Here is a 20,345-nt window from a genome sequence, read left to right on the forward strand (position 1 = left end):
CCTTCCCTCTGGCGTCCTCTGCTCCTGCGGTCCGAGCCGCTCCCTGCGGAAGCTGTTCGCTCAGAGCGAACTGTCCTCGGGGGCCCGGTTGCCCCACTCCACCTGCGGCCCCTCGAACTGGGCGGCATGACGCGGGGGACGGGCCGCCGCGCCGAGCACGAAGACGTCCTCCGCGCCGTCCAGCACTCCGCCCGAGGGGTCGTCGTCACCGGAGCGACGCACCACGTCCCGCTCGGGCATGAGGGCGTCGCGTACGACCATCGCGCAGAGGTAGAGCGTGCCGAGCAGGTGCACCGCGATGGCCCAGTGGTAGCCGGCGGTCGGCAGGCCCTTGTGCGCGTCACCGCTGGTCGTGTACGCGAGATACATCCAGATCCCCAGGAAGTACGCCACCTCGCACGCCTGCCAGATCAGGAAGTCCCGCCACTTGGGCCGGGCGAGGACGGCCAGCGGCACCAGCCACAGGACGTACTGCGGGGAGTAGACCTTGTTGGTGAGGATGAAGGCGGCCACCACCAGGAAGGCCAGCTGCGCGAAGCGCGGCCGGCGCGGTGCGGTGAGGGCCAGGGCCGCGATGCCCAGGAAGCAGAGCACCACCAGGACCGTCGCCGCGTTGTTCACGAACGTGGTGCTGGGCGGGCTCGTCGTGTTCTGCGCCCAGATCAGCCAGAAGGAGCCGAAGTCGACACCCCGCTCCTGGCTGAACGTGTAGAACTTCGACCAGCCGTCGAAGGCGAAGATCATCACCGGCAGGTTCACGGCGAGCCAGGCGACGACGGCGCCGCCGGCCGCGGTGAGGAAGTCCCGCCATTTGCCCGCACGCCAGCACAGCAGGAACAGGGGCCCCAGGAGGAACACCGGATACAGCTTGGCGGCCGTGGCGAGCCCCAGGAGGACGCCGAAGGCGAGAGGACGGCTCCGGGACCACATCAGCATCGCCGCGGCCGTCAGAGCGACCGCCAGGAGGTCCCAGTTGATGGTGGCGGTCAGGGCGAAGGCGGGCGCCAGGGCGACCAGCAGACCGTCCCAGGGCCGCCGGCGCTGCGTACGGACGACGCACACCGCGATGACGGCGGCGCAGATCATCAGCATCCCGGCGTTGACGAACCAGTACACCTGCTCCTGGAGCTGGATGCTGCCGCTGCCCGGCGTGAGCCACGCGGCCACCTCCATGAACACACCGGTCAGCACCGGGTATTCGAGGTAGTCCATGTCGCCCGGGAGCTTGTCGAAGTACGGCACCAGGCCGTCCGCGAAGCCCCGCCCCTGGTAGAGGTGCGGGATGTCCGAGTAGCAGGCGTGGGTGTACTGGGAACTCGCGCCGAAGAACCAGCCGCCGTCGTAGCAGGGCGCCTTCTGGATCAGGCCCAGGGCGAACATGCCGATCGCCACGAGGACCACGACCCGCAGCGGCGTCCACCAGGACGTCCCGAGCAGCGCACGCCGCCCGATGGGGCCACCGATCAGCTCACTACCGGCGGCGGCGACCGGGTCCTCCCGGGTCGGACGCACCGGCTCCGGCTCGCGCACGCCCGCGGGCGTCGTCTCTGCACTGGGCATGGGGCCCATCCTGCCGTACCTCTCTAGGAAAACGCCGAGGGCCGCCGCACCTCGTCGGATGCGGCGGCCCATGTTTCACGTGAAACACACGTCGGCGGGCGAAATGGTCACCTACCGGTCAGATCTCACGGCTAGCCGTTCGGTCCGCCGAAGAGATTCCCGTTGCCTCCACCATTGGCATTGCCTCTGGTGTCGCCTTCACCGGTCGACTCGGTGGCCGATGGCGAGGACGTCGTCCCTCCCGTGCCGCCCGCGTCGGTACCGCCGTCGCCCTGGCAGTTCCAGGCGAACCGGCAGGACTCGGTCACGGTGGGCGAGGGAGCGGTGACCGTCTCGCTGGGCGTGGCGCTCGGCGTCTCGCTGGGCGTCTCGCTCGGCGTGATGGTCGGGCTCGGCGTCGGGGAGGGGGCACCCGCCTCGTCGGCGATCTCACCGATCTTGGTGGCGTCCGGGAAGCCGGGGTCGTTCTTGCCCTTCAGCGCGGCCAACATGTACTCGGTCCACACCGAGGTCGGAATGTCACCACCGTGGATGGACGCCACGCCGGCGGTGCCGTTCATGGAGAGCAGCTCGGCGTCCTTGGGGTTCTCACGGAACATCGCCACCGAGGTCGACAGCTGCTGCGTGTAGCCGACAAACCATGCCGACTTGTTGCTGTCGGTGGTACCGGTCTTGCCCGCTGCCGTACGGCCCAGGGCCTTGGCATTGGTACCCGTACCGTTCTGGATGACGTTCTGCAGGACGTCCGTCACATTGTTCGCGACGTTCTCTTCCATGGCCCTGGTCTGCTTCGGCTTCTCGAAGCCGCTCAGCTCCCGTCCGTCCTCCTTGACCGTGATCACGGAGTACGGGTCCACGTGTTCGCCGGACGCAGCGAAGGTCGCGTACGCATCGGCCATGCGGATGGCGCTGGGAGTGGACGTACCGATGGCGAACGACGGGTTCAGGCCCTGCAGCATGCTGTCGGTCAGAATGCCGGAGGCATGGGCCATGTCCCGCACCTTCGTGAGTCCCACGTCCACGCCGAGCTGCACGAACGGCGTGTTGACCGACTGCTCCATCGCCTTGCGCAGGGTGATGTAGCCCCAGGGATAGCCACTCTCGTTCCTCTGCCGGAAGATCGAGTTGTCCTTGTTCAGGTAGTACGTACCGTCCGGCCTCCGCACCTTGAGGTTGTCGTCGCCGTTGTACTTGCTCAGCGGCGAGACCCCTTCGCCGTCGGTCTTGTACGTGCCCTCCTGCATGGCCGCAGCCAGGACGAACGGCTTCCACGTCGAGCCGACGGGGACACCGGAGGTGTCGGCGTTGTTGGTGAAGTGGTTGTTCTCGTAGCCGGCGCCGCCGTACAGGGCGACGATCGCGCCGTCCTTGGGAACGACGGACGCCGCGCCGAACTGGACGTACTTGTCCTTGTCCCGGTGCTTGGGATCCAGGCGCGCCTTCTGGACCTTGTTCACGGCCGCGTTCAGCGCGTTGACCTTGTCCTTGTCGAAGGTCGTGTAGATCTGGAAGCCGCCCTTGTCGAACTGCGCCTCCGTGACGTTGGAGTGCGCGAGGACATACTTCTTGGCCGTGTCGGCGAGGTAGCTGATCTGCCCGGTCATGCCCTTGACCGCTTTACGGCCCTGGGGCTCCGGGTACTTCTTGATGGCCGTCTGGTACTCGGCGTCCGAGAGGTGCTGATCCTTGTGCATCTCCCCGAGGATCCAGCCCCAGCGGTCGTGCGAGCGCTTGTAGTTGGCGTCCTTGGTGGCCGCCGGGTCGATGTCCGGGTTGCCGGCCGGGTCGTAGTAGGTCGCGCCCTTCAGCAGGGCCGCCAGGACCGCGCACTGGCTGGGCTTGAGTTCCTTCGCGTCCACGCCGTAGTAGGTCTGGGCGGCGGCCTGGATGCCGTACGCCCCACGGCCGAAGTACGAGGTGTTCAGGTAGCCCTGCAGGATCTCTTGCTTGGTGAACTTGGTGCCCACCTTGACCGAGATGAACATCTCCTTGAACTTACGGGTGACCGTCTGGTCCTGGCTGAGGTAGGTGTTCTTCACGAACTGCTGGGTGATCGTCGAACCACCCTGCGTCTCACCGCCCTGGGCCATGTTGACCAGCGCACGGGCGATGCCCTTGAAGTCAACGCCGGGGTCCGTGTAGAAGCTCTTGTTCTCCGCCGAGATCACCGAGTACTGCATCGCCTTGGGGATCTGGTCGATGGTGACGTTCTGCCGGTTGATGCCGGTGCCCGTCGCGACCATCTGCTTGCCGTCGGCCCAGTAGTAGACGTTGTTCTGGGACTTGGCAGCGGTGTTCTCGTCCGGGACGCCCACCATGGCGTACCCGACGCCGACCAGCGCCACCAGGCTGCCGAAGAACGTGATGCACAGGCCGGAGGCGAGCTTCCAGGAGGGAACCCAGCGGCGCCAGCCGAACCTGTTCGCCCTGGGGTAGTCGATCAGGCGCTTCTTGCCGGGCGCCGTCGACGCCCGGCCTCTGCCACGCCCCGGCCCGGCAGGACCACCGGGACCGCGGCCTCCGTTGTCGGGCGTTCTGCGGCGGCCTCCGGTGCTCTTCTGCGCCGCCCGGCGTGCCTCGGCTCGGCCGCCGTAGGGGCGCTCTTCACCCCCCGAGCCCTGGGAGTCCGGCCCGGAGGAACGGGACCCATAGGAGTCGGAAGGAGACCCGGTGGCGCCTCGCGGGGCCGCACGGCGGCCGGCGGACGGGTCGGACTGGCCGCGTCGGGCCGCGGCACGTCCGCCTCCCTGCGGCTGCTGCGGTTTGCGACGGTGCTCGCTCATCGAACGATTACTCCTCGGGCAGGCGCACCCGTGCGCGCCTGGAAACGGCGGCTGGTTTCCGGTCCCCCCGAAGTACGGATGTGGTCGGTCCTGCATTCACCCGTACTGCACCGAGGACAGGGACGCCCCCCAGGCGTCACTTGGTTCCCGGTGGTCTGCATGCCGCACAGACTACGCACCACCAAAACCCGCCGAGCCCCGAAGTTCACCCCAAATCAGGCAAGTTGCCTCCTACGAATCGGTGATGTGATCCCGTTCACCGTCGTTCCTCTTGTCGCACCGGGATCGCCGATCTATCGTCATGATGTATCGAGCCGATACATCAGAGCGAGATAAGCGCATCAGAGACGAGAGGAGGCGCTCATGAGCCGGCGGTCCGGCATTCTTGAGTTCGCCGTACTCGGCCTGCTCCGCGAATCCCCGATGCACGGCTATGAGCTGCGCAAACGGCTCAACACCTCGTTGGGCGTCTTCCGGGCGTTCAGCTACGGGACGCTCTACCCCTGCCTCAAGACGCTGCTCGCCAACGGCTGGTTGATCGAGGAACCGGGCAGCACCTCCGAGGACGCCCTGGCCGCGCCGCTCTCCGGCCGCCGCGCCAAGATCGTCTACAGGTTGACGGCCGAGGGCAAGGAGCACTTCGAGGAGCTCCTCTCCCAGACCGGCCCCGACGCCTACGAGGACGAGCACTTCGCCGCCCGGTTCGCCTTCTTCGGCCAGACCTCGCGCGACGTGCGGATGCGCGTGCTGGAGGGCCGACGCAGTCGGCTGGAGGAGCGCCTGGAGAAGATGCGCGCCTCGCTGGCACGCACCAGGGAACGCCTCGACGACTACACGCTTGAGCTCCAGCGCCACGGAATGGAGTCCGTGGAGCGCGAAGTGCGCTGGCTGAACGAGCTCATCGAGAGCGAGCGGGCCGGGCGGGACATGAAGAGTCCCGCTTCCGGGGGGTCCGCTCAGCAGAACACCACCAATGGAACGGCGGGCAACCTGCCCCGGTCCGGGGAGACCCGGCCGGATTTGCCCGGCGACACCACCACGTGAGACCCGGTCAGGGCCTCACTCGTACACACAGGGAGCAACCGGAATGGGTTCGGTGCGCGTAGCCATCGTCGGCGTCGGCAACTGTGCCGCGTCGCTGGTGCAGGGAGTCGAGTACTACAAGGACGCCGATCCGGCGTCCAAGGTCCCCGGCCTGATGCACGTCCAGTTCGGCGAATACCACGTCAAGGACGTCGAGTTCGTCGCCGCGTTCGACGTGGACGCCAAGAAGGTCGGCCTCGACCTCGCGGACGCCATCGGCGCCTCCGAGAACAACACCATCAAGATCTGCGACGTGCCGAACACCGGCGTCACCGTCCAGCGCGGCCACACCCTCGACGGTCTCGGCAAGTACTACCGCCTGACCATCGAGGAGTCCGAGGCCGAGCCGGTCGACGTCGTCCAGATCCTCAAGGACAAGCAGGTCGACGTCCTCGTCTGCTACCTGCCCGTCGGTTCCGAGGACGCGGCGAAGTTCTACGCCCAGTGCGCCATCGACGCCAAGGTCGCGTTCGTCAACGCCCTCCCGGTCTTCATCGCCGGCACCAAGGAGTGGGCGGACAAGTTCACCGAGGCGGGCGTCCCGATCGTCGGTGACGACATCAAGTCGCAGGTCGGCGCCACCATCACGCACCGCGTCATGGCGAAGCTGTTCGAGGACCGGGGCGTCATCCTGGACCGCACGATGCAGCTGAACGTCGGCGGCAACATGGACTTCAAGAACATGCTGGAGCGCGACCGGCTGGAGTCCAAGAAGATCTCCAAGACGCAGGCCGTCACCTCCCAGATCCCTGACCGGGACCTCGGCGAGAAGAACGTCCACATCGGCCCGTCCGACTACGTGGCCTGGCTCGACGACCGCAAGTGGGCCTACGTCCGCCTTGAGGGCCGTGCCTTCGGTGACGTCCCGCTGAACCTGGAGTACAAGCTCGAGGTCTGGGACTCCCCGAACTCCGCGGGTGTCATCATCGACGCCCTGCGCGCCGCGAAGATCGCCAAGGACCGCGGCATCGGCGGCCCGATCCTCTCCGCGTCGAGCTACTTCATGAAGTCCCCGCCGGTCCAGTACTTCGACGACGAGGCCCGCGAGAACGTGGAGAAGTTCATCCGCGGCGACGTCGAGCGCTAGGTCGACACAGCGCGGGGCGCTGGCGTCCCGCGCTCGCAAAAAATCGCTCCTGCCAGGGCTGTGAGAGTCCCCGGGTCCCCCGACCCGGGGACTTTCCCCATGTGTGAGGCTGTGCCCCATGCCTGTCGTCCGCGACCTGCGTGTCCTGCTCCGCCTGCGGAACTTCCGCCGTCTGCTCGCCGTCCGTCTGCTCTCCCAGGGCGCCGACGGCGTCTACCAGGTCGCGCTCGCCGCCTACGTGGTCTTCTCGCCGGAGAAGCAGACCTCACCGGCAGCGATCGCCTCGGCGATGGCGGTCCTGCTCCTCCCGTACTCCCTCGTCGGCCCCTTCGCCGGTGTCCTGCTGGACCGCTGGCGCCGTCGCCAGGTCTTCCTCCACGGCAATCTGCTGCGCGCGCTGCTGGCCGCCGTCACCGCCGCACTCATGGCCGCCCAGGTCCCCGACTGGCTCTTCTACGCCTCCGCCCTGTGTGTCACCGCCGTCAACCGCTTCGTCCTCGCCGGCCTGTCCGCCGCCCTGCCGCGGGTCGTCGACACCGAACGCCTGGTGCTGGCCAACTCCCTGTCCCCGACCGCGGGAACCCTCGCTGCGACGATCGGCGGCGGTCTCGCCTTCACCGTCCGGCTGCTGGCATCGGACTCCGACACCGCCGTGGTGCTCCTGGGCGCGACGCTGTACCTGTTCGCGGCACTCGCCTCCCTGTCCATGGCTCCCGGGCTCCTCGGCCCCGATCGGCACCCGGCACGGCCCGGTCTGGGCACGGCCGTGATCACCACGGCACGCGACCTCCGGGAGGCGATACACCACCTCGCCGAACCCCGGCGCCGCGAGACGGTCCGGGCGCTGCTCTCCATGACGGTGATGCGCTTCTGCTACGGCGCCCTGCTGGTCCTCGTGCTGATGCTGTGCCGCTACGCGCTCTCCTCCGACCCGGACGACGGACTCGGGCTGCTCGGACTGGCGCTGGGCATATCCGGCGCGGGCTTCTTCGCCGCGGCCGTGGTGACACCGTGGGCCGTGGGCCGGCTCGGCCCCGGGCGCTGGATCGCGGTGTGCGCCGCGACCGCCGCCGTACTGGAGCCCGCCTTGGGTCTCCCGTTCACGACCGTCCCCATGCTCATCGCCGCCTTCGTCCTGGGACTGATCACCCAGGGCGCGAAGATCGCCACCGACACCATCGTCCAGTCGTCCGTCGACGACGACTTCCGGGGCCGGATCTTCTCCGTGTACGACGTGCTCTTCAACGTGGCTTTCGTGGGCGCAGCCGGCGTCGCCGCCCTGATGCTTCCACCGGACGGCCGCTCCGCCGCTCTCGTGGTCACCGTCGCCCTCATCTACGCCGGTGTGTCGACGTTCATGGCCCGCTTCGAACGCCGCTGAGAGTCACACCGGCCCTGCCGGTCCTGCCTGTACGGCGAAGGGGCGATGTTTCACGTGAAACATCGCCCCTGTCTTCCGTTCACGCGCCGTGTTTCACGTGAAACATGCCCCGCTCATGTACTCAGCCCTGCTCGGCCCACCACTCCTTGAGCGCTGTCACGGCAGCGTCCCGCTCCATCGGCCCGTTCTCCAGCCGGAGCTCCAGCATGTGCTTGTAGGCCTTGCCGACCTCCGGGCCGGGCCGGATGCCCAGGATCTCCATGATCTGGTTGCCGTCGAGGTCCGGACGGATGGAGTCGAGTTCCTCCCGTTCCTGAAGCTCGGCGATCCGCTCCTCCAGGCCGTCGTAGGCGCGGGAGAGCGTCGCCGCCTTCCGCTTGTTACGCGTGGTGCAGTCGGAACGGGTCAGCTTGTGGAGACGGCCGAGCAGAGGTCCCGCGTCACGGACGTAGCGGCGGACCGCCGAATCCGTCCACTCACCGGAGCCGTAGCCGTGGAACCGCAGATGGAGTTCGACCAGGTGCGAGACGTCCTTCACCAGGTCGTTGGAGTACTTCAGAGCCGTCATGCGCTTCTTGGTCATCTTCGCGCCGACCACCTCGTGGTGGTGGAACGAGACACGACCGTCCTGCTCGAAACGGCGAGTGCGGGGCTTGCCGATGTCGTGCAACAGCGCGGCGAGACGGAGAGTGAGGTCAGGACCGCCCTCCTCCAGCGCCATGGCCTGCTCCAGGACGATCAGCGTGTGGTCGTAGACGTCCTTGTGCCGGTGGTGCTCGTCGCTCTCCAGGCGCAGGGCCGGAAGCTCCGGCAGGACGTGGTCGGCCAGGCCCGTGTCCACGAGGAGCGTCAGCCCCTTGCGGGGGTGAGCGGAGAGGATCAGCTTGTTCAGCTCGTCCCGGACCCGCTCGGCCGAGACGATCTCCAGCCGGCCGGCCATGTCCTTCATCGCGGCGACGACCTCGGGGGCCACCTCGAAGTCGAGCTGAGCCGCGAAACGGGCGGCGCGCATCATCCGCAGCGGGTCGTCCGAGAAGGACTCCTCGGGCGTCCCCGGAGTGCGCAGCACACAGGCCGCGAGGTCGTGCAGCCCGCCGTGCGGGTCGATGAACTCCTTCTCCGGCAGCGCCACCGCCATGGCGTTGACGGTGAAGTCACGCCGGACGAGGTCCTCCTCGATCGAGTCGCCGTACGACACCTCGGGCTTGCGCGAGGTGCGGTCGTACGCCTCGGACCGGTACGTCGTGATCTCGATCTGGAAGGCTCTGACAGCGCCTCCCACGTGGGCTTCCTTCTGTACCCCGACGGTGCCGAAGGCGATGCCGACCTCCCAGACGGCGTCCGCCCAGGGCCGGACGATCTTCAGTACGTCCTCGGGACGCGCGTCGGTCGTGAAGTCCAGGTCGTTGCCGAGCCGGCCCAGCAACGCGTCCCGGACCGAGCCGCCGACCAGGGCAAGCGAGAACCCGGCCTCCTGGAATCGGCGGGCGAGATCGTCGGCGACGGGCGCCACCCGCAGCAGCTCGCTCACCGCGCGCTGCTGCGCCTGGCTCAGGGCAGAGGAAGGAGTCTCTTCATTGGCGTTCGGCACAACAGAAAAGGGTACGTGCCCCGAGCGGCCCGAATCTCCTCCATATCCCGGCAGCGCCCCACACAGAGCCTCCATGAAAAGGCGTGGGACATCTCACTGGATTCCCCTACAAGGGCAGCGCTCGGCACTTACACGAATCCCGCGGTGATACTGGATATAGGGGACGGGCCGGTCTCCTCTTCCGATCTTGTGGAGCAGACCGCGGCACTTCCGTTCAGCGCACCTCGTTACCATGCGTGGACGCACATTCCGACGACCGCTGACAATGACGAGGGACGGACGAGCGCGTGGCCGAGGCGGCAGACTTCCAGGGGACGCCCTCACCTGCCCGCCGCTGGCTGCGGCGCACCGGGGCACTGCTCGCGGGCGCGCCGCTGCTGGCCGCGCTGGTGCAGCTGCCCGCCGCGCTGCCGGCGCAGGCGGCCGACTCGGACGCCGTGTCCGTCGCTCTGGACTCGCTCAGCCCCAGCGCGCCCACGGACGGGGACACCGTCACGGTCTCCGGCACGGTGACCAACAACGGCAAGCAGGCCGTCACGGACGCCCACGTGGACGTACGCGTGGGTTCTCAGCTCAGCGCACGCTCCGCCATCGACGCCGCGGCCCGGCATCCCGACGATCTCCAGTCGGGTGTGGGTACGGCGGTCGGCGGCAAGTACAGCGAGGACTTCGACTCGCTCGCCCCGGGCGTCGCCGAACACTTCAGCATCTCCGTACCGGTCGACAAGCTCGGCCTCGGCCAGGACGGCGTGTACCCGTTCGGCGTCTCGCTGTCCGGCCAGACCTCGGCGCAGCCGTGGGACCAGGTGCTCGGCATCCAGCGGACGTTCCTGCCGTGGCAGTCCTCCGCGGCGGACACGCAGACCAGGACGACGTACCTGTGGCCGCTGATCTCCTCCGTCCACGTGACGGCGAAGACCGGCGCGGGCGAGCTGCAGACGCCGGTCTTCCTGAACGAGGACCTCGCCAAGGAGATCTCGCCCGGCGGCCGGCTGGCCCAGATGCTGGCGCTCGGCAAGGACCTCGACGTCACCTGGGTGCTCGACCCTGATCTGCTGGCCTCCGTGGACGCGATGACCCGCAGCTACCGGGTCCAGGGCCCCGGCGAGAGCACCACGGCGGGCACCCACCAGGCGGTGGCCAAGCAGTTCCTGGCCGACCTGCAGAGCGCGGTGGCGGACAAGGAGGTCGTGACCCTCCCCTTCGCCGATCCGGACCTCGCTTCCCTCGCCCACAACGGCACCAGCGTGACCGGCTCGCTGAGCCACCTCAAGGACGCCACCGATGTCGCCGCCACCACGGTGGAGACCGTGCTCCACGTCACACCGAGCACGGACTTCGCGTGGCCGGTGAACGGCGCGGTGGACCCGTCGATCATCAAGGTCGCCACCTCGGGGGGCGCCGACAAGGTGATCGCCCGCAGCGACAGCCTCCAGGAGACGGGCGGGCTGTCCTACACGCCCTCCGCGGCGCGTCCGATCGGCGGTGGCACGACAGCGGTGGTCGCCGACGCGCGCCTGTCCACGGCGTTCCAGGGCGACCTGACGAACGCCGACTCGGCCACCCTCGCCGTGCAGCGGTTCCTGGCCCAGAGCCTGGCGCTGAACACCCAGACCGACAAGCAGCGCAGCATCGTGGTCGCCCCGCAGCGCATGCCGTCGGCCGGCCAGGCCCAGGCGATGGCCGCGGCGATCACCGCGCTCCAGGACAGCAACTGGTCGCAGCCGCAGACCCTCGCGGCGGCGGCCAAGGACAAGCCCGATCCCGGCGCGACCACGAAGATCCCTTCGTCGTCCGCCTACCCCTCCTCGCTGCGCAAGCAGGAGCTGCCCCGGACGGCCTTCGAGCAGATCGCCCGCACCCAGGACAAGCTCGACAACTTCCAGGTGGTCCTCACCAACCAGTCGCGGGTGGTGACCCCCTTCGGGCGGGCCATAAACCGTGAGATGTCCACGTCGTGGCGCGGACGCGGCAGCGAGGCCGACAGCTTCCGCACGGGCGTGGAGTCCTGGCTCGACAGCCTCCTCGGCCAGGTCAAGCTGATCGACAAGTCCGAGACCAAGCTCTCCGGCCGCAGCGCCGTCATCCCGGTGACCGTCCAGAACAACCTGGTCCAGGGCGTCGACCATCTCGTCCTGCGGCTCACCTCGACGATGCCGACCCGCCTGGAGATCGGCGGCAAGGCCTACTACGAGCAGCCGGTCGAGGTCTCCGGCGGCCACACCCAGTCCGTGAAGTTCTCCACGTCGGCCAACGCGAACGGCCGGGTGGAGGTCATCGCCCAGCTCTACACACAGGACGGGCAGGAGTACGGCGCCCCGGTCCAGTTCGACGTGAAGGTCACCGAGGTCACGCCCACCGTGATGCTGGTCATCGGCGGCGGTGTGCTGCTGCTGGTGCTGGCGGGCTTCCGGATGTACACCCAGCGCAAGCGGGCGGCCGCCCGCCGCGCCGGGGAGGACGGCGGCCCCGACGAGACGGGCGAGGACGCCCCGGAGACCCCCGAGGCCCCGGAGGCCCCGGAGGGCACCGGACCCGAGGTCTCCGGCGGGCCCGGGAACCCCGACCCTCGCGGCGATCGTCTCCACGAAGAGTCCGAGGCGGGCTCCGGGGCAGACGACCCTGAGCAGCCGAGTGACCCGACACCGGACACCGCACCGGAAAGCGCCGACCCGTCCGGAACGGGTGAGAGAGTGGACCGTTGAGCGATGTCGTGGCCGGTGTGGCCCGGGACGATGAGGTGGGGTAACCATGAACGCGCCGTACGACGGTGAACGCGGCCAGGGCGCGGCCGGTTCGGGCTACCCCGAGCCGCCGCCGGAGGCCGGCCAGGTCCCGCCGCAGCAGCACGCGGCTGACATGTACCTCCAGGACGCCTACGACCAGGACCCCTACCGGGCGCGGGACCTCTCCGCCCAGGACCCGGTCGCCGAGGCGCTCTACGACCGCGCCGCGCACCCGCCGCCGCCCCCCGGCACGTACCCGCAGCAGCCGCTGTACGGCCAGCCCGCCCAGTCGCCGTACGCCCCCGACCCGCACGTGTGGGCCCAGACGCCGGCGCCGGAGCCGGAGAGCCCGAACCAGTACCTGCCCTACGGCGACAACCCGCGCACCACCCAGTACGTGGGCGTGGACGACCTGGTCACGCACTCCGGCGAGGAGCACCACGAGCCGGACGCCTTCGCGCACCTGTTCCGGGACCAGCAGCAGGGCGGCGGCACCCCGCGGTCCGTCCCGAATCCCGCGGCCCAGTACCCGCAGCAGCCCTCCGGTCCGTACCCGTCGGCGCCGCAGGCTCCCGCCGCCCAGAACCAGTACGGGACCCCTCAGTACCAGGCGCCCCGTTACCCGCAGGCACCCGTCGCGCCCGAGACCCCCGCCACCGAGCCGGAGCCCATCCCTCCCGCCGCTGCCACGGCGTCCTCGGCCCCCGCTGCCAAGAAAGGCGGGCGTGCTTCCGGGCTGCTGAAGTCCAGCGCCGTGATGGCGGCGGGCACGATGGTCTCCCGCCTCACGGGTTTCGTCCGCTCCGCCCTGATCGTCTCCGCCCTCGGTGTGGGCCTGCTCGGTGACACGTTCCAGGTCGCCTACCAGCTGCCGACGATGATCTACATCCTGACCGTCGGCGGCGGCCTCAACTCCGTCTTCGTGCCGCAGCTGGTGCGGGCCATGAAGGAGGACGAGGACGGCGGCGAGGCCTTCGCCAACCGCCTGCTCACCCTCGTCATGGTGGCGCTCGGCCTGCTCACCGCTGCCACGATCGCGGCCGCCCCCCTGCTGATCCGGGTGCTGTCCGACTCGGTCGCCAGCGACCCGGCGGCCAACGAGGTCGCCATCACCTTCGTCCGCTACTTCCTGCCCTCGATCTTCTTCATGGGCATCCACGTGGTGATGGGTCAGGTCCTCAACGCGCGGGGCAAGTTCGGCGCGATGATGTGGACCCCGGTCCTCAACAACATCGTCATCATCGTCACCCTCGGCCTGTTCATCTGGGTGTACGGCACCGCGGCGCACTCCGGGATGAAGGTCACCACGATCCCGCCGGAGGGCCAGCGGCTGCTCGGCCTCGGTGTCCTGCTCGGCCTCGTGGTCCAGGCCCTGGCGATGATCCCCTACCTGCGCGAGACCGGCTTCCGGATGCGGCTGCGCTTCGACTGGCGGGGCCACGGCCTCGGCAAGGCCGCCACCCTCGCCAAGTGGACCGTGCTGTTCGTCCTCGCCAACCAGGCGGGCGCGCTCGTCGTCTCCCAGCTGTCGACCTCGGCCGGAAAGAGCTCCCCGGTCGACGGCACCGGCTTCGCCGCCTACGCCAACGCGCAGCTGATCTGGGGCCTGCCGCAGGCCATCATCACGGTCTCCCTGATGGCGGCCCTGCTGCCGCGGATCTCCCGCTCGGCCGCCGAGGACGACACCGGCGCCGTCCGCGACGACATCTCCCAGGGCCTGCGGACCACCGCCGTCGCGATCGTCCCGATCGCCTTCGGATTCCTCGCACTCGGCATCCCGATGTGCACCCTGATCTTCGGCTCCTCGGGCACCAGCTCGGCCACCAACATGGGGTTCATGCTGATGGCCTTCGGCCTCGGCCTGATCCCGTACTCGGTGCAGTACGTCGTCCTGCGCGCCTTCTACGCCTACGAGGACACCCGCACCCCCTTCTACAACACGGTCATCGTCGCCGCGGTCAACGCGGGCGCCTCGGTCGCCTGTTACGTCCTGCTGCCGTCCCGCTGGGCGGTGGCCGGCATGGCCGCCTCCTACGGCCTCGCCTACGCGATCGGCGTCGGCGTGGCCTGGAAGCGGCTGCGCAAGCGGCTCGGCGGCGACCTGGACGGCTCCCGCGTCACCCGCACCTACGCCCGGCTGTGCATCGCGTCCCTGCCGGCCGCTCTGCTCAGTGGTGCGGCCTGCTACGGCATCGGCCACACTCTGGGTCAGGGCGTGGCCGGGTCCCTCGCCGCGCTGCTGGCCGGCGGGGCCGTACTGCTCGGTGTCTTCTACATCGCCGCGCGCCGCATGCGGATCGAGGAGCTCAACTCTCTCGTCGGTATGGTGCGCGGGCGTCTGGGGCGCTGAGGCAGGGGTACGCGCACAACCATCGACCGCCGCCGTGTGTCGTGCATAGCGGCAGACTGTGGGCACAATTGGTTTCGGCGTCGGACGGCGTGCAACGGATGGGGAGGCAGGGAACGACGGTGGCGGAACGGAGCACGGCTGCCGTCGACGTGGCAGACAACAGCGGTGACAAGCCGCTGACCGCCAAGGCGGTCCAGTCCACGGCCGACGGGGTGGCCCAGAACCCGGAGCGGGACACGGACAGCGAAGAGGTACAGGGGAGCAGCACGGCGGCAGGGACAGACAACAAGGCCGCACCCCCCGAACTGCACAGCGGTCACAAACTCGCCAGACGCTACCGCCTGGAGGAATGCGTCACCCGTCTGGACGGATTCAGCAGCTGGCGTGCGGTCGACGAAAAACTGCGTCGCGCCGTCGGCGTGCACATCCTGCCGTCCGACCATGTCCGCACCCGCGCCGTGCTCGCCGCGGCCCGCTCCGCGGCACTGCTCGGGGATCCGCGCTTCGTACAGGTTCTCGACGCGGTCGAGGAGAACGACCTCGTCTACGTCGTGCACGAGTGGCTCCCGGACGCGACCGAGCTGACCGCGCTGCTCGCGGCCGGACCGCTGGAGCCGCACGACGCCTACCAGATGGTCAGTCAGATCGCCTCCGCGATGGCGGCCTCGCACCGTGAGGGGCTGGCCCATCTCCGGCTGAACCCCAACGCCGTGCTGCGCACCTCCACCGGCCAGTGGCGCATCCGCGGCCTGGCGGTCAACGCGGCGCTGCGCGGTATCGGTTCGGACACTCCGCAGCGCACCGACACCGAGGCCATCGGCGCCCTCCTGTACGCGGCGCTCACCCAGCGCTGGCCGTACCCGAGCGATGCCTACGGCCTGCCGGGTCTGCCCAAGGACATCGGCCTGATCGCTCCCGACCAGGTACGGGCCGGCGTCCACCGCGGCCTGTCGGAGCTCGCCATGCGGGCCCTGGTCAACGACGGCGCCACCGCCTCCCGCCACGAGTCCGCATGCACCACGCCGGAGGAGCTGGTGAAGGCGATCGGCGAGATGCCCCGCATCCGCCCGCCGGAGCCGTCGTTCGCGGCGCCGCCCGAGTACCAGCGCACCACGTACCAGCAGGGCACCTACGGCCGCCCCACGCCTCCCGGCGCCACCCAGGTGCTCCAGAGCCCGCCGCCCCCGCTCCAGAGCCGTACCGGCAAGGCCCTCAAGTGGGCGGTCTCCGCCCTGCTGATCGCCGCGCTGGGCCTGGGCAGCTGGCAGCTCGCGGACGCCCTGATGGACCAGGGCGACAAGTCCGGTGACACCACGAACACCAAGACGACCGACGACGGCGACAAGGGCGCGCCGAAGCCGGTCAGCAAGCCGATCGCCATCAGCGGGGCACAGGACTTCGACCCGTTCGGAGACGGCTCCGAGAAGCCGGCCGACGTGGGCAAGGTCTACGACGGCAGCCCGTCGACCTACTGGCAGACCGACTTCTACAAGGGCGCCACCTTCGGAAACCTGAAGCCGGGCCTCGGCGTCATCCTCGATCTCGGCAAGGTCCAGCAGATCGGGAAGGTGACCGTTACCTTCATGGGAGACACGTCCGTGGAGTTGCGTGCCGCGGCCGGCGGCGCCGCCTCGCAACCGACCTCCTTCGACGCCTACACGAAGGTGGCCGACGGCTCGGGGACGAGCGTGACCCTGAAGCCCGGCAGCTCCCTCAAGTCCCGGTACCTGCTGGTCTGGCTGACCAAGCTGCCGCTGACGGAGGACGGCAACTACCGGGGACGGGTGGCGGACATCAAGGTGACCAGCTGATCACAGGGCGGAGGGGCAGATGGCGGAGGGGGCCGGCTTTGACGGTGTGAGCGATCAGGATCTGCTCGCCCGCCATGTCGAAGGCGACCCCGACGCCTTCGGGGAGATCGTGCGCCGCCACCGGGACCGGCTCTGGGCGGTGGCGCTGCGGACCCTGGGGGACCGCGAGGAGGCCGCGGACGCCGTCCAGGACGCCCTCGTCTCCGCCTACCGCGCCGCCCACACCTTCCGGGGCCAGTCGGCCGTCACCACCTGGCTGCACCGGATCACGGTCAACGCCTGCCTCGACCGGGCCCGCAAGGCGGCCTCCAGGAAGACCGCGCCCGTCGACGACACGGAGCGGCTGGAGCAGCTGCTGGAGCCGCACGAGTCGGCCTCCGCTCCGGCCGAGCGCAATGATCTGCACCGCCAGCTCCTCGAAGCCCTCGGCACGCTTCCGCACGATCAGCGTGCGGCCCTCGTCCTGGTCGACATGCAGGGGTATCCGGTGGCGGAAGCGGCCCGGGTCCTCGACGTGCCCACGGGGACGGTGAAGAGCCGCTGCGCCCGTGGCAGAGCCAGACTCCTCCCGCTGCTCACCCACCTCCGACCGGAGAGCGCGGCCGCCCGGAAAGAGACGGACCCGGCACGGAACCGGGCGGAGGGGACATCCGTCCCACCGGCAGCGGGTCCCGAGGACGGAGACGCGCGGAAGACCGGGCCGAGTGATTCAGCCGCAGTGAAGGGCGGAGGTGGGCGAGCGTGACTTCCTCGACAGACACGACCGGGCACCCGGACGTCGCGGAGATCTCCGACCTCACCGAGGGCCTGCTCCCGGCCGGCCGCACCGCTGAGGTGCAGCAGCACCTGGACAGGTGCGAACTCTGTGCCGACGTCCTCGCCTCGCTGACGGAGATCCAGAGCCTCCTGGGCGAGCTACCGGGACCGCAACGCATGCCAGCGGACGTCGTGGGTCGTATCGACGCCGCCCTCGCCGCCGAGGCGCTGCTCGACGCCACGGCACCCGAGACTCATGTTTCACGTGAAACATCGCCTGTCCCGTCGGCTCCGGTGCACCCTCCCGCCGGACGGTCGAGCGCGTCGACCGGTCCCGGCCGTAAGGATCGCGGACAGGGACGCGGGCACGACCGGCGTGGGCGACGCCGACGCACCGTCGCGCTCGGGGCCGTCCTCACCGCGGCCGTCCTGGGTGCCGGCTCGTTCCTCCTCCACTCGCTGAGCGACAACGGAACGACGACGGCGCAGAACCGGCCGACGAACTCCGCCGCGGGCTTCTCCAAGTCCACTCTCCAGACCGAGGTGGACGACCTTCTCGGCACGAAGACGGGCCTGCAAGGCTCCAAGAAGCCGGATCTGGGGATCCAGGGCACGTCCACCGCGCCCGGCACGTCGGACACTCCCTACACCACCCGGATCCAGCCCTCGGTGTCGGTGCCGCAGTGCGTCCGTCAGGGCATCAGCCGCCCGGACGACGTCCTCGGTGCGAAGAAGGGGACGTACGAAGGGAAGGACGCCTACCTAGTCGTTCTCCCCGATGCCTCCGACAGCTCCCGGGTCACGGTCTTCATCGTCGATGCCACCTGCGTGAGCCGACCGTCGGCCCCGGCCGGTCAGGTTCTGCTGACGGAGTCCGTGGCACGTCCCTGAGCGGACTCGGAGTGCCCCTCGGTGCGATCCACCGCGGCAAAGGACGCATCGTCCGTCGCACCCTGGAAATCCGTACGGTAAGGGACCCCCGTGTGCCCGGACACACCGGGAATGCACGCCCCGTAGGATCCGTTGGGTGGGATGAGAGCTTCTGAGAAGAGCTCTCACCGGTCGAATGACGTAGACCAGAGACGAGGAATCAAGCCGTGAGCGACGTCCGTAACGTGATCATCATCGGCTCCGGGCCCGCCGGCTACACGGCGGCGCTCTACACCGCGCGCGCGTCGTTGAAGCCCCTCGTGTTCGAGGGTGCCGTCACCGCCGGCGGTGCGCTGATGAACACCACCGAGGTGGAGAACTTCCCGGGCTTCCGCGACGGCATCATGGGTCCCGACCTCATGGACAACATGCGTGCCCAGGCCGAGCGCTTCGGTGCCGAGCTGATCCCCGACGACATCGTCTCCGTCGACCTGACCGGTGAGATCAAGACCGTCACGGACACCGCCGGTACGGTCCACAAGGCGAAGGCCGTCATCGTCACCACGGGCTCCCAGCACCGCAAGCTGGGTCTCCCGAACGAGGACGCCCTGTCCGGTCGTGGAGTCTCCTGGTGTGCCACCTGTGACGGGTTCTTCTTCAAGGAGCAGGACATCGCCGTGATCGGTGGCGGCGACACCGCGATGGAGGAGGCGACCTTCCTCTCCCGGTTCGCCAAGTCCGTGACGATCGTCCACCGCCGGGACACCCTGCGCGCCTCCAAGGCGATGCAGGAGCGTGCCTTCGCCGACCCGAAGATCAAGTTCGCCTGGGACAGCGAGATCGCCGAGGTCCAGGGCGAGCAGAAGCTGTCCGGTCTGAAGCTGCGCAACGTCAAGACCGGTGAGCTGTCGGACCTCCCGGTGACCGGGCTGTTCATCGCGATCGGCCATGACCCGCGCACCGAGCTGTTCAAGGGTCAGCTGGACCTGGACGAGGAGGGCTACCTGAAGGTCGCCGCGCCCTCGACGCACACCAACCTGACGGGTGTGTTCGCCGCAGGTGACGTGGTGGACCACACCTACCGCCAGGCGATCACCGCGGCCGGCACCGGCTGCTCCGCTGCTCTCGACGCCGAGCGTTTCCTCGCCGCCCTCGCGGACGAGGAGAAGGCCGAGCCCGAGAAGACCACCGTCTGATCATCCCCCTTCCGCCCCACCGCACGAACGAGTAAAGGAGCCCGCCGTGGCCGGCACTCTGAAGCATGTAACCGACGCCGACTTCGATGAGGTCGTCCTCAAGAGCGACAAGCCTGTCCTGGTGGACTTCTGGGCCGAGTGGTGCGGCCCGTGCCGCCAGATCGCCCCGTCCCTTGAGGCCATCGCCGCCGAGCACGGCGAGAAGATCCAGATCGTCAAGCTGAACATCGACGAGAACCCGTCGACGGCCGCCAAGTACGGCGTCATGTCGATCCCCACCCTGAACGTGTACCAGGGCGGCGAGGTCGCCAAGACCATCGTCGGTGCCAAGCCGAAGGCCGCGCTCCTGCGCGACCTCGACGACTTCATCGCCGAGTGACGTTTCACGTGAAACACGAATGGGCCAACCCCCCGGGGTTGGCCCATTCGCTTTGAGGGCTCACCCGGACCGGCCGGATGAGCCCTGAGGCGGACCGGCCGGATGACACCGTCAGAGCGGCCGCAGGGCCGGCTCCTTCTGTACGGCCCCCAGAAGCCGGTCGAGGGCCAGTTCCACGTCTTCCTTCCAGGAGAGCGTGGTGCGCAGCTCCAGCCGCATCCTGGGGCGTGTGGGGTGCTGCCTGACCGTCTTGAAGCCGACCGCGAGCAGATGGTCGGCGGGCAGCAGACAGCCCGGCTCCTTGTAGCGGGCGTCGCCGAACGCCTCGATCGCCTTGAAGCCCCGCCGCAGCAGATCCTTGGCGACCGTCTGGATCATCACGCGCCCGAGACCCTGTCCCTGGTAGCCGGGCATGATGTAGCCGGTCATCAGCTGGACCGCGTCCGGCGAGACCGGGCTCGTGGGGAACGCGGTGGACCGGGGCACGTACGCGGGCGGTGCGTACATCACGAACCCCACGGGTGCGTCATCGACGTAGACCACCCGGCCGCACGATCCCCAGTCGAGCAGGACGGCGGAGATCCAGGACTCCTTCTCGGCCGCAGGCGTACCCGCCCTTACCGCTGCTTCGCCGCTGACGGGGTCCAGCTCCCAGAAGACGCACGCGCGGCAGCGCTTGGGAAGGTCCTGGAGGTTGTCCAGCGTGAGCGGTACGAGCCGACGCCCCATGAAGGCTGATCCTCGCTTCCTTCGCCCGCAGCATCGCGAGCGG

General features: G+C 69.1%; 14 protein-coding genes. 10 read left to right on the forward strand and 4 right to left on the reverse strand.

What is annotated here, in order from left to right; genetic code table 11:
• Nucleotides 1-60: 60 nt before the first annotated feature.
• Nucleotides 61-1,560 carry a glycosyltransferase 87 family protein gene (locus ACIQOE_RS24845; protein WP_365559079.1) on the reverse strand — a complete coding sequence of 500 codons (1,500 nt, stop codon included), beginning with the start codon at nucleotides 1,558-1,560 and terminating at the stop codon, nucleotides 61-63.
• Nucleotides 1,561-1,691: 131 nt separating this feature from the next.
• Nucleotides 1,692-4,343 (reverse strand): transglycosylase domain-containing protein, encoded by a 2,652-nt coding sequence (locus ACIQOE_RS24850; RefSeq protein WP_401413805.1) that lies wholly within the window; start codon nucleotides 4,341-4,343, stop codon nucleotides 1,692-1,694.
• Between the two features lie 363 nt (nucleotides 4,344-4,706).
• On the opposite strand from ACIQOE_RS24850, the gene ACIQOE_RS24855 reads away from it, so the two are divergent.
• The 3 genes from ACIQOE_RS24855 (at nucleotide 4,707) to ACIQOE_RS24865 (ending at nucleotide 7,894) form a co-directional block, all read left to right on the forward strand.
• The gene (locus ACIQOE_RS24855) at nucleotides 4,707-5,387 is read left to right on the forward strand and encodes a helix-turn-helix transcriptional regulator (protein WP_401413807.1); all 681 of its coding nucleotides are present in this window, start codon (nucleotides 4,707-4,709) and stop codon (nucleotides 5,385-5,387) included.
• A 43-nt stretch (nucleotides 5,388-5,430) separates the two neighbouring features.
• Complete coding sequence (locus ACIQOE_RS24860) at nucleotides 5,431-6,513, forward strand: inositol-3-phosphate synthase (protein ID WP_401413809.1); 1,083 nt, start codon at nucleotides 5,431-5,433, stop codon at nucleotides 6,511-6,513.
• A gap of 118 nt (nucleotides 6,514-6,631) precedes the next feature.
• Nucleotides 6,632-7,894, forward strand: a complete 1,263-nt coding sequence (locus ACIQOE_RS24865) for an MFS transporter (protein WP_401413811.1) — start codon at nucleotides 6,632-6,634, stop codon at nucleotides 7,892-7,894.
• 121 nt (nucleotides 7,895-8,015) lie between these two features.
• On the opposite strand, the gene ACIQOE_RS24870 is transcribed toward ACIQOE_RS24865, so the two are convergent.
• Nucleotides 8,016-9,485: a CCA tRNA nucleotidyltransferase gene (locus tag ACIQOE_RS24870; RefSeq protein ID WP_401413813.1), complete on the reverse strand. Its 1,470-nt coding sequence runs from the start codon at nucleotides 9,483-9,485 to the stop codon at nucleotides 8,016-8,018.
• A 287-nt stretch (nucleotides 9,486-9,772) separates the two neighbouring features.
• On the opposite strand from ACIQOE_RS24870, the gene ACIQOE_RS24875 reads away from it, so the two are divergent.
• The 7 genes from ACIQOE_RS24875 (at nucleotide 9,773) to trxA (ending at nucleotide 19,573) form a co-directional block, all read left to right on the forward strand.
• A complete protein-coding gene (locus tag ACIQOE_RS24875) occupies nucleotides 9,773-12,190 on the forward strand; it encodes a DUF6049 family protein (RefSeq protein WP_401413815.1) in 2,418 nt (805 codons plus the stop codon).
• Between the two features lie 46 nt (nucleotides 12,191-12,236).
• Nucleotides 12,237-14,561 (forward strand): murein biosynthesis integral membrane protein MurJ, encoded by a 2,325-nt coding sequence (gene murJ / locus ACIQOE_RS24880; RefSeq protein ID WP_401413818.1) that lies wholly within the window; start codon nucleotides 12,237-12,239, stop codon nucleotides 14,559-14,561.
• A gap of 119 nt (nucleotides 14,562-14,680) precedes the next feature.
• Entirely contained in the window at nucleotides 14,681-16,372 is a 1,692-nt protein-coding gene (locus ACIQOE_RS24885; protein WP_399011805.1) for a serine/threonine protein kinase, read from the forward strand.
• Between the two features lie 19 nt (nucleotides 16,373-16,391).
• Nucleotides 16,392-17,117 (forward strand): RNA polymerase sigma factor SigM, encoded by a 726-nt coding sequence (sigM, locus tag ACIQOE_RS24890; RefSeq protein WP_351316521.1) that lies wholly within the window; start codon nucleotides 16,392-16,394, stop codon nucleotides 17,115-17,117.
• Nucleotides 17,114-18,019, forward strand: coding sequence for an anti-sigma factor family protein (locus tag ACIQOE_RS24895; protein ID WP_401413820.1), 906 nt, complete (start codon nucleotides 17,114-17,116; stop codon nucleotides 18,017-18,019). The genes sigM and ACIQOE_RS24895 overlap by 4 nt, the downstream gene beginning before the upstream one ends.
• Before the next feature lie 206 nt (nucleotides 18,020-18,225).
• The gene (trxB, locus tag ACIQOE_RS24900) at nucleotides 18,226-19,194 is read left to right on the forward strand and encodes a thioredoxin-disulfide reductase (RefSeq protein WP_401413823.1); all 969 of its coding nucleotides are present in this window, start codon (nucleotides 18,226-18,228) and stop codon (nucleotides 19,192-19,194) included.
• Nucleotides 19,195-19,240: 46 nt separating this feature from the next.
• Entirely contained in the window at nucleotides 19,241-19,573 is a 333-nt protein-coding gene (gene trxA, locus ACIQOE_RS24905) for a thioredoxin (protein ID WP_351316530.1), read from the forward strand.
• A 111-nt stretch (nucleotides 19,574-19,684) separates the two neighbouring features.
• Here trxA and ACIQOE_RS24910 read toward each other — a convergent pair whose 3' ends face one another.
• The gene (locus ACIQOE_RS24910; protein WP_401413826.1) at nucleotides 19,685-20,302 is read right to left on the reverse strand and encodes a GNAT family N-acetyltransferase; all 618 of its coding nucleotides are present in this window, start codon (nucleotides 20,300-20,302) and stop codon (nucleotides 19,685-19,687) included.
• Between the last annotated feature and the right edge of the window lie 43 nt (nucleotides 20,303-20,345).

Source organism: Streptomyces sp. NPDC091282, from assembly GCF_044757385.1.
In the GTDB taxonomy this organism is placed as follows: Bacteria; Actinomycetota; Actinomycetes; order Streptomycetales; family Streptomycetaceae; genus Streptomyces; species Streptomyces gramineus.

Coding starts and splice junctions, on each gene's coding strand:
- ACIQOE_RS24845 (WP_365559079.1), bottom strand. CDS start 1,560: ATGCCCAGTGCAGAGACGACGCCCGCGGGCGTGCGCGAGCCGGAGCCG.
- ACIQOE_RS24850 (WP_401413805.1), bottom strand. CDS start 4,343: ATGAGCGAGCACCGTCGCAAACCGCAGCAGCCGCAGGGAGGCGGACGT.
- ACIQOE_RS24855 (WP_401413807.1), top strand. CDS start 4,707: ATGAGCCGGCGGTCCGGCATTCTTGAGTTCGCCGTACTCGGCCTGCTC.
- ACIQOE_RS24860 (WP_401413809.1), top strand. CDS start 5,431: ATGGGTTCGGTGCGCGTAGCCATCGTCGGCGTCGGCAACTGTGCCGCG.
- ACIQOE_RS24865 (WP_401413811.1), top strand. CDS start 6,632: ATGCCTGTCGTCCGCGACCTGCGTGTCCTGCTCCGCCTGCGGAACTTC.
- murJ (WP_401413818.1), top strand. CDS start 12,237: ATGAACGCGCCGTACGACGGTGAACGCGGCCAGGGCGCGGCCGGTTCG.
- sigM (WP_351316521.1), top strand. CDS start 16,392: ATGGCGGAGGGGGCCGGCTTTGACGGTGTGAGCGATCAGGATCTGCTC.
- ACIQOE_RS24910 (WP_401413826.1), bottom strand. CDS start 20,302: ATGGGGCGTCGGCTCGTACCGCTCACGCTGGACAACCTCCAGGACCTT.